Below are 13,248 nucleotides of genomic sequence, written 5' to 3' on the forward strand. Positions count from 1 at the left end.
ATTGTCATAAAATTCAAAAAAATGGTGCGCCCGGAGAGATTCGAACTCCCGACACCCTGATTCGTAGTCAGGTACTCTATCCAGCTGAGCTACGGGCGCACATTGAAGGTCGTCAGATAGGGGCAGTTTCCCTTGCTGGCAACCCATTTTATCTGTTTTTTATTGATCTTTCGTAAGTGCTGCCTGAGCCGCGGCAAGACGAGCAATCGGAACCCGATATGGCGACGCGCTGACATAGTCGAGACCGGTTTTCTCACAGAAAGCGATGGAGGCGGGATCGCCGCCATGTTCGCCGCAAATACCCAGTTTAATGCCAGGCCGCGTGGCCCTGCCCCGTTCTGCGGCCAATTCGATCAACTGACCAACGCCTTCAATGTCGAGACTGACAAACGGATCGCGCGGAAATATTCCCTTATCGACATATTGTGTCAGGAAACGGCCCGCATCATCGCGGGACACACCCAATGTAGTCTGGGTAAGGTCATTGGTACCAAAGCTGAAAAATTCGCCATGTTCAGCAATTTGTCCGGCCATCAAGGCGGCGCGGGGAAGTTCGATCATCGTACCGACAAGATATTCGATACGGCGGCCTTTTTCAGTAAATACTTCTTCGGCCATGCGGTTGACAACATCTTTCATCAATTCCAGTTCGCGCGCGGTAGCGACCAACGGGATCATGACTTCGGGAATCGGCGCTTCACCGCTTTTTTGTGCAACTTCACAGGCGGCTTCGAAAATAGCACGCGCCTGCATTTCGTAGATTTCGGGGTACGTGACACCAAGGCGGCACCCCCTATGTCCTAGCATCGGGTTAAATTCATGCAGCTCGTTCGCCCGCTGTTTCAAGGTTTCGACCCCGACATTCGCAGCGGCAGCAACTTCTTCAAATTCCGACTGTTGATGCGGCAAAAATTCATGCAACGGCGGATCGAGCAAACGGATCGTCACCGGCAATCCCACCATCACTTCGAAAATCTGGCGAAAATCATCGCGCTGTTCGGGCAGCAATTTAGCCAGCGCTTCACGGCGGCCCGCTTCATTGGCAGCCAAAATCATCTGGCGCACAGCCGTGATCCGTGAACTGTCAAAGAACATATGTTCCGTCCGGCAAAGCCCGATGCCTTCTGCGCCAAAATCGCGCGCAACCTGGCAATCCTGCGGTGTCTCGGCATTGGTGCGAACACGCAGACGCCGGACTTTATCAGCCCAGACCATCAGCACACCAAAGTCACCGACCAGTTCCGGCTGAATCGTTTCAACACGGCCCGCCATGACTTGGCCATTGCTTCCGTCAATCGTCAATATGTCGCCTTCTTTCAGCTCTCTATCACCGATTTTCAGGACTTTTGTTTCCATATTGATACTGAGACTACCCGCACCGGATACGCAAGGACGGCCCATTCCGCGGGCGACGACAGCAGCATGTGACGTCATACCACCACGTGCCGTTAATATGCCTTTGGCGGCATGCATGCCGTGAATATCTTCAGGAGATGTTTCCACCCGCACCAATATGACGTCATCGCCCATTTCCGTGCGCCGTTCAGCGGTATCGGAATCGAATACGATAATGCCGCAAGCCGCACCCGGAGAGGCGGGCAAACCGGTTGTCAGGACATCGCGCTTCGCTTCGGGATCGAGCGTCGGATGCAGCAATTGGTCCAAAGCCATCGGGTCCACCCGCAATACGGCTTCTTCTTCGGTGATAAGGCCGTCATTCGCCATATCAACAGCGATTTTCAACGCCGCCTTGGCGGTGCGCTTGCCCGAGCGTGTTTGCAGCATCCATAATTTTCCGCGTTCTACGGTAAATTCAATATCCTGCATGTCGCGATAATGGCGTTCGAGCAAATCAAACACTGTGGTTAGCTCGCCATATGTGTCCGGCATTGCTTCTTCCATCGACAATGGTTTGGCATTGGCCTGTTCCCGCGCAGCTTTGCTCAGATATTGCGGTGTACGAATACCGGCGACGACATCTTCCCCCTGTGCGTTGATCAGCCACTCGCCATAATAGGCGCTGTCACCGGTCGATGGGTTGCGGGTAAAAGCCACACCTGTCGCAGAGGTTTCCCCCATATTGCCAAAGACCATCGCCTGTACGTTGACGGCAGTGCCCCATTCGGACGGAATGTCGTTGAGCCGCCGGTAAACTTTGGCGCGTTCGGCCTGCCAGCTACCGAATACAGCGCTGATCGCGCCCCATAGCTGGTCATTCACGTCCTGCGGGAATGGCTTGCCCCATTGCTCTTGGACCAATGTTTTATATTCGCTGACCAGCACTTTCCAATGTTTAGACTCCATCTCTGTATCGGTAAAGAAGCCATTGTCTTCCTTGATAATTTCCAATGCTTCCTCAAACGCATCATGGTCGAGTTCCAGCACAACATCCGAATACATCTGGATGAATCGGCGATAGCTGTCCCATGCGAAGCGTTCGTCGCCAGAGGTTTTGGCAAGCCCTTCGACCGTGTCATCGTTCAAGCCAAGATTGAGGACAGTGTCCATCATACCCGGCATGGATGCGCGCGCGCCGGAACGGACCGAAACCAACAGCGGATCGGCCGCATCACCGAATTTCTTGCCGGTAACAGATTCAATATGAGCCACGCCCTGTACGACTTCGCCGGTCAGGCTGTCGGGATAAACCCCATTGTCCTGCATAAAGCGGGTGCACATTTCGGTGGAGATTGTGAATCCCGGAGGAACCGGCAGACCGATATTCGCCATTTCTGCGAGATTGGCACCCTTGCCGCCCAGCAAGTTGCGCGCTTCTGTTTTATCTGATGGCGCGCCATCCGCATCCATGCCACCACCAAAACGATATACATATTGGGTCATTCTTATATCCAATCTCGCAATTTTACGGCTTTAAAGTTCACACAATTCACAGCATCTATAGAAGCGATCACGTCATCTCTCTGGTTCTATTTGCGGTTCCAAAGTTCACACGGTTCACAGCATATAGATCCAAAATTATATCATCCCTCGATTTTAGAGAAATCAGCCACTTGGTGGACAGCGCGGCGAAAGCGGTCGAGCAGCGCAAGCCGCGCAGTCCGTTTATCTTGGTCGCTGTCGTTCACGGTCACATCCTCGAAAAACTGGTCAATCGGCACGCGCAGGTCAGCGAGCGCAATCATGGCTTTCTCAAACTCTTCCGCCACAATGGCAGCGGTCACATTCGGCTGCGCCGCATCCAGCGCATCGATGAGCGCCTTTTCGGCTTTTTCGGGCGTGTAGGAAAGAGATTTCCCTCCCCCTTCGTCATACTGACCAGCGACATCATCACCCTGAACTTGTTTCAGGGTCTCGGGAGATCCTGAAACAAGTTCAGGATGACGAGAGGCGGAGGTGGAAGCGTCCGGCGCTTCTTTCTTCAATATGTTGGATGCGCGTTTGTAACCGGCGAGCAAATTGGTGCCGTCTTCGGTTTCTACGAATGCCTGCAAAGCCTTTACGCGGGCAAGTAAGCGCACGAGATCATCTTCTCCGCCCAGCGCGAAGACTGCGTCGATCAGGTCGTGACGGACACCCGCTTCGCGTTGTTGGACCTTTAGGCGGTCGGCGAAAAAGTCCAAAAGCTTCTCAGTGTCTGGCTCGAACCGCCCCTCAAAAAAATGTCTATACTTTCCTGCAACATCCATCGATATTTCGGCAACTTCCTTACTATCAACCCAAACCGTTGCCTTATCGGCACCAAAGACAATACCAGTCCCGCCTTCTTGTTTTACTATTAACTGCGGTAAATTTGGTATGTTCAAATGGCTATGAATAGTGGTTCGATAGTTACCAAAAGCTTCATCAAACGCCAATCCAAGCGGAATTCTAAGCTTGTTAGTTTCGACTAGCGAAAGAATTCCTAAAGTTGCTCGCCTCAGAGCAAAAGGATCTTTAGAACCAGTTGGAGCTTCGTCTATTGCATAAAAACAGACCAAAGTATCCAGCTTATCCGCCAAACTCACGCACACCGTCACCGGATCAGTCGGCACATCATCGCCCTGCCCGACCGGCTTGTAATGATCTCTGATTGCGTGTGAGACTTCTACCGGAAGTCCTTCTTTCTCTGCATAATAGCCGCCCATCAAGCCTTGCAGCTCGGGGAACTCGCCGACCATTTCGGTGACGAGATCAGCTTTGCAGAGACGTGCGGCCTGCTTGGTCTGTTCTGGGTCGGCACGGAGTAACCCAGTCCCTTCTAAAGACGCCAACCACTCAGCCAGCTTGGCCACACGCTCTACCTTGTCGGCAACAGTTCCCAGTTTTTCATGGAACACAATGTTGCTCAATTTCTTTCGATGATCGTCCAAAGCCGTCTTCTGGTCAAGTTCCCAGAAGAATTTGGCGTCGGACAGTCTTGCCGCCAGCACTTTTTCATTGCCTGCTGTAATCGCCTTGCCACCGTCACTGGCGTCAATATTGGCGGTGCAGACAAAATTCGGTGCCAGCTTGCCGAATTTATCGCGGCAGATAAAATATTTCTGGTTCACGCGGGCGGTCAATTGAATGACTTCCTCTGGCACATCCAGAAAGGCCGGGTCAAAGCTGCCGAGCAGCGGAACCGGCCATTCGGTCAGGCCGGCATTTTCAATCACCAGGCCTTCGTCTGCGACCAGTTCCAGACCCGCATCCGATGCCGCCTTAGCAGCACCATCACGGATAATCGCTTCCCGCTCCGCCTGATCGACAAGCACATGGCAAGCGCGCAGTTTTTCGGCATAGTCACCGGCATTGCCGATGGTGATCATGCCCGCATGATGGAACCGATGGCCCACGGTATCATAAGATGACGTCAAGCCGTCAACCTCGCAGGGTACCAGATCATCACCCAATATCGCAACTATCCCCGATAAAGGCCTGACCCAGCGCAGACTTTCCGTCGAAGCACTAGCATCGCCCCAGCGCATGGATTTGGGCCATGGGAAGGCTTTGATGATTGCCGGTATGGCGTCGGACAGCACTTCGCTCGTCGCGCGGCCCGGCTTGTTGATCACCGCGAACAGGGTTGGACGCCCCTTGACGTCACGTACTTCCAGTTGATCACGGTTCACACCATTTTTGCGGCAGAACCCTTCGATAGCCTGATCCGGTGCGCCTTCTGGCGGCCCTTTCGCTTCTTCGCTGACAGCTTCGGTCTGCGCTGGCAGATCTTTTGCAATCAGCGCAAGCCGCCTTGGCGTCGAATAGACGGTGATTTCGCCGGTTTTCAGTCCAGCTTCGCTGAGTTGCGCGACAAAAAGCCGCTCCAAATCAGCCCGCGCCTTAGCCTGCATACGGGCCGGAATTTCTTCGGAGAGTATCTCGAGGAGGAAATCGGTCATTATGCCACTCTCCACACTACAACTTCGTCATCCTGAACTCGTTTCAGGATCTCACGAAGCAAGCACTGGGACTGAAGAGATCCTGAAACGAGTTCAGGATGACGGGAATGGCTTGTACGAATTGGATGAATCATCATGCTGCCCACCCGTTCTTGACCATATGCGCTTCACAGCTACCCTTGGCTAAATCCCGCACACGGCCCATATAGCTCGCCCGTTCCTGCACAGATATCACGCCGCGCGCTTGCAAAAGGTTGAACACATGGCTCGCCTTGATCGCTTGCTCATAGGCCGGGATGGGCAATTTCGCTTCCAGACAATTTTCGCATTCACCAACAGCCTTGTTGAACAAGTCAAACAGGGTTTCGGTATTGGCAATTTCAAAATTCCACGCCGACATCTGCTTCTCATTATCCAAGAAGATATCGCCGTAACTCACGCCATTACCGTTATAATCCAGATCATAGATACTATCGACGCCCTGAATATACATCGCGAGCCGTTCCAGCCCGTAAGTCAATTCTCCGGACACCGGCTTGCAATCAAATCCGCCCATTTGCTGGAAATAGGTGAATTGTGTCACCTCCATGCCGTCACACCAGACTTCCCAGCCCAGACCCCACGCGCCCAAAGTGGGACTTTCCCAGTCATCCTCAACAAAGCGGATGTCATGGAGCATCGGATCAATGCCGATTGCAGTCAGGCTGTCGAGATAAAGCTGTTGTATGTTCGGCGGCGATGGTTTGAGAATCACCTGATATTGATAATAATGCTGGAGCCTGTTGGGGTTCTCGCCATAGCGACCATCGGTAGGCCGACGACACGGCTGCACAAAAGCTGCATTCCACGGATCAGGGCCAAGCGCGCGCAACGTGGTTGCGGTGTGAAACGTCCCTGCGCCCATTTCCATATCATATGGCTGCAAGACGGCGCACCCCTGATTGCTCCAATAATCATGGAGCTTCAGAATGATCTGCTGGAAGCTGAGAGGCTTCTGATCGGTCAATTTTATAGCTTTCTTCGCAAGTGCAACAGGTTTGGCGCATGCTTTGGCGAAACCGACCCGAAGAATCAAGGCGTGATTGGCTTTTCTGGTTACTCAGCCGCTCCCAATTCTTCCAATCGTGCTAGAGATACCGCCCCCGTTTCGGCTATTTATGCCAACTGGGAATATCGTTATGATCATTGCAGTAATCTTCCGATTAAGGCACCTAGTCTTGCAGTCTGCCGAATTTCCCAACAAAAATGGATCACATACCAATGATGCGCCACTGGTTTTCAACGTTACTTATGTTGCCACTCACACTCGGATTGGCTGCTTGCCAGCCTGAATCGCTCCAATCAGCGGGCAGTGCCGCTCCAAAGGCGACCGAAATTGTTACGATCCCCGACGATCCGGATCCTGCAATCTGGGTGATTAAGGATGAAGACACCACCATCTATCTATTCGGCACGGTACACATATTGAAACCGGGCCTAAGCTGGTTTGACGAGGCCGTGAAAGAGGCTTTTGATGCATCCGACGAACTGGTTATCGAAATGATCAGACCGGACCCTGCCGCCATGGTGAAAATCGTCAATGATCTGGCGATAGACACAACGGGCGTTTCGCTGCGCGACAAGTTGGATCCTGAAGACCGGACAAAATATGAAGCAGTCATGGCGTCCCTAACTTTACCGGTAAATGCTTTTGATCCGCTGGAGCCATGGTTCGCAAGCGTCAGCATGTCGCTGATCCCGCTGAAACAAAGCGGATTTGAAACAGATAGCGGCGTTGAAGATATTCTCACCTCCCACGCGACAGCACGCGGTATGACGATAACGGGACTTGAAACGGCGGAACAACAACTGGGCTTTTTTGATAATTTGCCGGAAGATGTCCAAATTCGGTTTCTAAATTTCAACGTCGATTCCATCGGCGAGATGGCGGACGGCATGGAAAATATGGTCGCCCACTGGGCTAATGCTAATATCAGTGCCTTAGCGGAACTGATGAATGCGGGACTGGAGGAGAAAATTCTCTACGAGACTTTATTATCAAACCGGAATGCCAATTGGGCACAATGGGTGGATGAGCGCATGAAACAACCCGGTACCGTCTTTGTCGCAGTAGGCGCTGGTCATTTGGCTGGAAAGGATAGCCTGCAAGAACAGCTTAAAAAACGAGCATTGGTTGCGAAGCGTATCAAATATTAGCTTTTCTGCACGCCGCTCTTCCCATTCCCTTCTTTCATAACCAGATAAGTGTCATGAACTATCTTCGAATATTGCTGAGCATGATCGCCGTTATCGGGTTAAGCGCATGTTCCAACGCGCCGGAACCCGCCCCGTTGGACCTAATCACCGAAGGCAAACCAGCGCTTTGGAAAATCACCGGTTCCAAGCCAGAACAAGTCGGCGTAGCTTATATGTTAGGCACCATCCATATATTGCCCAAAGGCGTGAATTGGCGAACGCCGTTGCTGGAAAGCGCGCTAGGCAAGTCCGACCGGCTGGTCATTGAGGTGCTTGGTTTAGAAGACACTCAAAATGCAGCCAAAATATTCTCAAAACTCGCCCTGTCACCAGGTCAGGTCGAGATCGACAAGCGGGTAAAGCCATCGCTGCGCGCTGATCTGGATGCTATAATCGACAAGAGCAAAATTCCCGAATTTGCTTTGAATCGCATGGAAAGCTGGGCAGCAGCATTATCTTTGGCCTCTGCGCAAACCAATAATCTGGGTTTGGATGCCGACGAAGGCGTAGAAAAAAATCTTGTTGCCCAATTTGGCAAACTTAAGAAACCGGTGGAAGGCCTTGAAACTATCGAACAACAGCTCGGCTATTTTGATAGTTTGCCGGAAGCGCTGCAGCGCGAAATGCTAACTAGCGTTGTCGAGGAAGCTGCCGACACAAAGGATTCTTTCGAGAAGCTGTTCAATGCCTGGCTTACCGGAGATGTTGATACGATCGTTGCCCTATCAAACGGGGGTATATTAGAAGACCCCATCAGCCGCGAAAAACTATTGGTTGCCCGCAATCAGGACTGGGCTGATCAGCTCGATAAAAAACTGCAAAGTTCCGGCACATCGTTTGTCGCCGTCGGGGCCGCACATCTAGTCGGGCCGGATGCTGTCCAGAACATGCTAAAAAAACGCGGATATAAAATTCAGAAAATCCAATAAATCTAATAGATAGATATCCGGGGCAAATGCATGACATTTATATTTGATCAGGAAACCGCGCTTATATCGCGCAGTGATGGATCTTTCACCATTAACGCCAGCAATGTGTATAAAAATCCAAGCGGCGCGGCATTTGGCGGCTGGGTAGCGGTCATCATGACCAAAGCGGTGCAAGGTCATGAACAATGCCGAAGCCCCATTGTCTCGCAGCAAACCACATTTATCGCTGGTGTCGAACCGGGAGAAGTAGAAGTAACCGCCCGCTTGTTGAAGTCCGGCGCCTTCACACAATTTTGGCGAACCGAAGTTTCGCAAGCCGATAATATTATTGCCGTATCCGATATTGTATCGAGCCAGCGGCGGCCAACTGACCTTAATTATCAGATCGCTATGCCGGAAATAAAGCCTCCATCGGAATCGGCCATCTTGCGCCCAATGAAAGAAATAGCGCCTTTCTGGATCAAAACCTACGATCAAAGAATTGCCAAAGGCCCGCCATTTCTTGTTAACACACCACCGGAAACTTTAGTTTGGATAAAAGAAGTCGATGATCGCCCACTTGATCGGTCCAGCATTATCGCGATTTGCGATACCCCCATGCCTCGCGCATTTTTCCTTTCCGAAGATATTCGGGTAGGATCGACCGTATCCATGGCAACCTATATATTCGCCAGTGAGGAAGACATTGCTGAAGCAGGATCAGACTATGTCTTGCTGCGAACAAACGGCGCCACATCCCGAAACAGCGCCACTGACCAACGAGTTGAGCTTTGGTCAAAGTCAGGAAATTTGCTCGCGACCAGCAACCAGATTGGTTTTTTCCGCTAACGGTAAGCCATAGGTTTTTGGACCGCAATTTGCCTTGCTTTTTCCCCGTCTGCTGCCTATAGCGCCCACTTTCCGGCCATGAGCACCCTGGAGGCGTGGCGGAAATATCGTAAAAACTTAATTTTGGAGCAATATTATGAGTGATCTGCTGAAACTATCAGCCGAGCCTCGCGAACGGGCTGGCAAGGGAGCCTCCCGTGCACTACGTCGCGAAGGCCGCATCCCCGCCGTTATTTACGGTGATAAAAAAGAACCTATTACGATTCATGTTGAAGAAAAAGCGCTGAATAAGCTGCTCGGCACCGGCCACTTCATGAACTCGCTGATCATGATTGATTTAGACGGCAAATCAACTCGTACCCTTCCAAAGGACGTTGCTTTGGACCCGGTTTCTGACCGTCCTTTGCACGTTGATTTTTTCCGTCTCGCCAAGGGCGCAAAGGTACAGGTCAATATTCCTGTAGTCTTCGTCAACGAAGAAGATTCACCTGGTCTGAAACGTGGCGGCGTATTGAACGTTGTTCGCTATGAGCTTGATCTTATGTGTGATGCAGACCTGATTCCTGATCAGATCGAAATCGACGTTACCGGTCTCGAAATTGGTGATTCCATCCATATTTCGGCGGTTACTCTTCCTAAGGGCAGCGAATCAGCCATTACCGATCGTGACTTCACGATTGCTGGTATCGTCGCTCCTTCCGCGCTCAAATCTTCTGACGACGAAGCAGAAAGCGCAGCCGAAGAAGCTGAAGCAGCTGAAGACGGCGAAGCAGAAGGCGGTTCGGACGAGTAATTTCCGTCCGTTAAAACCTTCTCTTTTGGGCGGAGAAAAACATGCAACTTTGGGTCGGCCTCGGCAATCCGGGCGCACAATATGCGCTCCACCGCCACAATGTCGGCTTCATGGCGCTGGACGCCTTGGAAGAAGTGCATGGGTTTCCCGCGCCTAAACAGAAATTTCAGGGCTGGGCCGTCGAAGGACGGCTCGGCTCCGAAAAATTGCTACTTTTAAAGCCGGCAACCTTCATGAACGAAAGCGGACGCAGCGTCGGCGAAGCCATGCGCTTTTACAAGCTGGAGCCAGAGGACGTGACGGTTTTCCATGACGAGCTTGATCTTGATCCGTTTAAGGTGAAGGTAAAAGTCGGTGGCGGCCACGCCGGGCATAATGGATTGCGGTCTGTTGATGCCCATATCGGCCCGGACTTTCGCCGCGTTCGTATTGGGATAGGCCATCCCGGACATAAAAGCCGCGTCCATGGCCACGTACTGGGCAATTATACAAAGGCCGAGATTGATCCTTTGGCCCATATGCTCGGCGCGATTGCAGCGGAAGCGGATTGGTTAGCCAAGGGTAATAATCCGCGCTTTATGAGTGAATTGGCGCTCAGAATGCAGGATGATTAAATCGCTCTACTGGTGAGTGTGTCATATCGCACCCACTATTATATTTCGACAAATGCCCTTCGACATGCTCAGGGCCAACGGTTTTGGAGTTATAAAAATGGGTTTTAAATGCGGTATAGTTGGCCTTCCCAACGTCGGAAAATCAACATTATTCAATGCGCTCACACAAACGCAGGCGGCGCAGGCAGCCAATTATCCGTTTTGCACGATTGAACCGAACGTCGGCCAAGTTGCTGTTCCTGATAAGCGGCTCGACCAGATAGCCGCCATTGCAGGCAGCAAGAAGATTATCGAAACCCAACTCGCTTTTGTGGACATTGCCGGCCTCGTCAAAGGCGCTTCAAAGGGTGAAGGCTTGGGCAACCAGTTCCTTGGCAATATCCGCGAAGTCGATGCGATTGTCCATGTTCTGCGCTGCTTTGAAGATGACGATATTCAGCATGTCGCAAATAAAATCGATCCGATTTCCGATGCAGAAATTGTGGAAACAGAATTGCTGCTTTCCGATCTCGAAAGTCTTGAAAAGCGCGTTCCTGCTTTTGAGAAGAAAGCCAAAACCGGCGACAAAGAAGCAAAAATCGCCGCCAGCGTTTTGGGCCAAGCGCTTGAATTGCTCCGCGAAGGCAAGCCTGCACGGCTCACGCAGCCCGGTGATGAAGAAGAGCAGAAGATATTCGATCAGTCACAATTAATCACTGCCAAACCGGTGCTTTATGTCTGCAATGTCGATGAAGGCGATGCAGCTAAAGGCAATGCGATGAGCGCGGCGGTGTTCGAAAAAGCCAAGGCCGATGGCGCAGAAGCAGTCATCGTATCGGCAGCCATCGAATCCGAACTGGTCGGCATGGAAGCCGAAGAGCGGGTCGAATATCTGTCAGAACTGGGCCTGGAAGAATCCGGCCTCGCCCGTGTTATCCGCGCCGGTTATCAATTGCTTGACCTGCAAACCTTCTTCACCTGCGGCCCCAAGGAAGCCCGCGCGTGGACAGTGCATAAAGGGTCAAAAGCTCCGCAGGCTGCTGGTGAAATCCATACGGATTTCGAACGCGGCTTCATTCGTGCAGAGACCATTGCCTTTGATGACTATGTATCTCTGGGCGGCGAAAGCGCTGCACGGGACGCCGGTAAGCTCCGCCAAGAGGGCAAGGAATATGTCACGCAGGACGGCGACATTATGAATTTCAAGTTCAATGTCTAACTTGTCATAATCGCTCGCTAGACTGAAAACAGTCTAGGGAGCCATTTATGATTCGTTATATTTTGCAGCTGTTTATAGCTTGCACTTTATTAGTCGGTTGCGCCGCGTCACAGGCGGCTGCACCTTCCGCTGCTAGCAGCAATGCCCTGCACGCGGAGCAAAACCGCGAGCCGGTTACGATATTAATTTCAATTGATGGCTTCCGGCCCGATTATCTTGATCGCGGGATAACACCCAATTTGAACGCGTTAACGGCTGCGGGCATTCACGCAGCAATGCGGCCTAGTTTTCCGACAAAAACATTCCCCAATCACTGGACCCTTGTGACGGGCAAACGCCCCGATCATCATGGCATCGTCGGAAACACCATGGAAGATGCAGCGCGGCCGGGTGAAACATTCACGATGGCCAGCAAAGACCCTTTCTGGTGGAATGAAGCGGAACCGATCTGGATTACGGCTGAGAAACAAGGCGTCCAGACAGCGACCATGTTCTGGCCCGGATCAGAAGTCGAACTGGATGGCATTCGCCCCACCAACTGGTGGCCCTTTTCTCAGGAGCTTTCCAATGACCGCCGCGTCGCGGCCATCATGGATTGGATGCGCCGCCCCGCGGCAACCCGTCCGCAACTGGTCACTTTATATTTCGACACGGTCGATACCGCTGGCCACTATTTCGGCCCTGCACCAAGTCCAAAATTAAACGCCGCGATCAGCGCCGTTGATGAGAATATCGGTAGCCTGAAGGCTCAGCTTGCCGCCATGGGTCAACCTGCTAATTTTGTCATTACATCCGATCACGGCATGGCAGAGACTTCGCCGGACCGTATCATCTATCTTGACCAAATTTTGCCGCGCGATCAATATCGTTTGGTAATCGACGGGAACTATGCCGGAATAGAACCGCTGACAGACGATATGAGTGTAATCAAAACGGCCTTTCTGAAACCCCATGAGAATATGATATGCTGGGACAAAGCGAATATTCCTGCTCAATTCAAATATGGCAAAAATCCGCGCGTGCCATCCATCATCTGCCTGCCCACAACCGGCTGGGTCATATATCAAGACAAGCCGGAATATATGACCGGCATTGGCGGCGGTCATGGCTATGATAATTTCCATCCCGACATGTTGGCATTTTTTGTGGCCAGCGGGCCTGATATTATCGGCAATGGCAAGATTGCGATATTCGACAATGTCGATATCTATTCGCTGGTCGCGCATTTGATCAACGTCAAACCCAATGAAAGTGACGGTAATCTTTTGCCATTTAAACAGGCGCTGAAACGTTAAAATTCTGCCATAGGAACATGGGTCCCTTAGGAAAG

10 protein-coding genes and 1 tRNA gene are annotated in these 13,248 nt (G+C 51.8%); 7 read left to right on the forward strand and 4 right to left on the reverse strand.

Features of this window, described 5'->3' with window-relative positions:
* Positions 1 to 22 precede the first annotated feature (22 nt).
* The 4 genes from V7676_RS04810 to V7676_RS04825 all read right to left on the reverse strand — a co-directional run bounded on the left by V7676_RS04810 (position 23) and on the right by V7676_RS04825 (position 6,333).
* Positions 23 to 99, reverse strand: a tRNA-Arg gene (locus V7676_RS04810).
* Positions 100 to 159: 60 nt separating this feature from the next.
* Positions 160 to 2,841, reverse strand: a complete 2,682-nt coding sequence (gene ppdK / locus V7676_RS04815; protein ID WP_335658508.1) for a pyruvate, phosphate dikinase — start codon at positions 2,839 to 2,841, stop codon at positions 160 to 162.
* Positions 2,842 to 2,981: 140 nt separating this feature from the next.
* Positions 2,982 to 5,321 carry a glycine--tRNA ligase subunit beta gene (gene glyS / locus V7676_RS04820; RefSeq protein WP_335658509.1) on the reverse strand — a complete coding sequence of 780 codons (2,340 nt, stop codon included), beginning with the start codon at positions 5,319 to 5,321 and terminating at the stop codon, positions 2,982 to 2,984.
* A gap of 133 nt (positions 5,322 to 5,454) precedes the next feature.
* The gene (locus V7676_RS04825) at positions 5,455 to 6,333 is read right to left on the reverse strand and encodes a glycine--tRNA ligase subunit alpha (protein ID WP_335658908.1); all 879 of its coding nucleotides are present in this window, start codon (positions 6,331 to 6,333) and stop codon (positions 5,455 to 5,457) included.
* Positions 6,334 to 6,581: 248 nt separating this feature from the next.
* Here V7676_RS04825 and V7676_RS04830 point away from each other — a divergent pair, with 248 nt between their 5' ends.
* The 7 genes from V7676_RS04830 to V7676_RS04860 all read left to right on the forward strand — a co-directional run bounded on the left by V7676_RS04830 (position 6,582) and on the right by V7676_RS04860 (position 13,213).
* Positions 6,582 to 7,517: a TraB/GumN family protein gene (locus V7676_RS04830; RefSeq protein WP_335658510.1), complete on the forward strand. Its 936-nt coding sequence runs from the start codon at positions 6,582 to 6,584 to the stop codon at positions 7,515 to 7,517.
* A 53-nt stretch (positions 7,518 to 7,570) separates the two neighbouring features.
* A complete protein-coding gene (locus V7676_RS04835) occupies positions 7,571 to 8,485 on the forward strand; it encodes a TraB/GumN family protein (protein ID WP_335658511.1) in 915 nt (304 codons plus the stop codon).
* Positions 8,486 to 8,515: 30 nt separating this feature from the next.
* Entirely contained in the window at positions 8,516 to 9,313 is a 798-nt protein-coding gene (locus tag V7676_RS04840; protein WP_335658512.1) for a thioesterase family protein, read from the forward strand.
* A 136-nt stretch (positions 9,314 to 9,449) separates the two neighbouring features.
* The gene (locus V7676_RS04845) at positions 9,450 to 10,106 is read left to right on the forward strand and encodes a 50S ribosomal protein L25/general stress protein Ctc (RefSeq protein ID WP_335658513.1); all 657 of its coding nucleotides are present in this window, start codon (positions 9,450 to 9,452) and stop codon (positions 10,104 to 10,106) included.
* A gap of 41 nt (positions 10,107 to 10,147) precedes the next feature.
* On the forward strand, positions 10,148 to 10,720 hold the full coding sequence (gene pth, locus V7676_RS04850) for an aminoacyl-tRNA hydrolase (RefSeq protein WP_335658514.1): 573 nt from the start codon (positions 10,148 to 10,150) through the stop codon (positions 10,718 to 10,720).
* Between the two features lie 97 nt (positions 10,721 to 10,817).
* Entirely contained in the window at positions 10,818 to 11,918 is a 1,101-nt protein-coding gene (ychF, locus tag V7676_RS04855) for a redox-regulated ATPase YchF (protein WP_335658515.1), read from the forward strand.
* A gap of 47 nt (positions 11,919 to 11,965) precedes the next feature.
* Positions 11,966 to 13,213, forward strand: a complete 1,248-nt coding sequence (locus V7676_RS04860; RefSeq protein WP_335658516.1) for an alkaline phosphatase family protein — start codon at positions 11,966 to 11,968, stop codon at positions 13,211 to 13,213.
* The last annotated feature ends 35 nt before the right edge of the window (positions 13,214 to 13,248 follow it).

Source organism: Parasphingorhabdus sp. (genome assembly GCF_036963805.1).
In the GTDB taxonomy this organism is placed as follows: Bacteria; Pseudomonadota; Alphaproteobacteria; order Sphingomonadales; family Sphingomonadaceae; genus Parasphingorhabdus.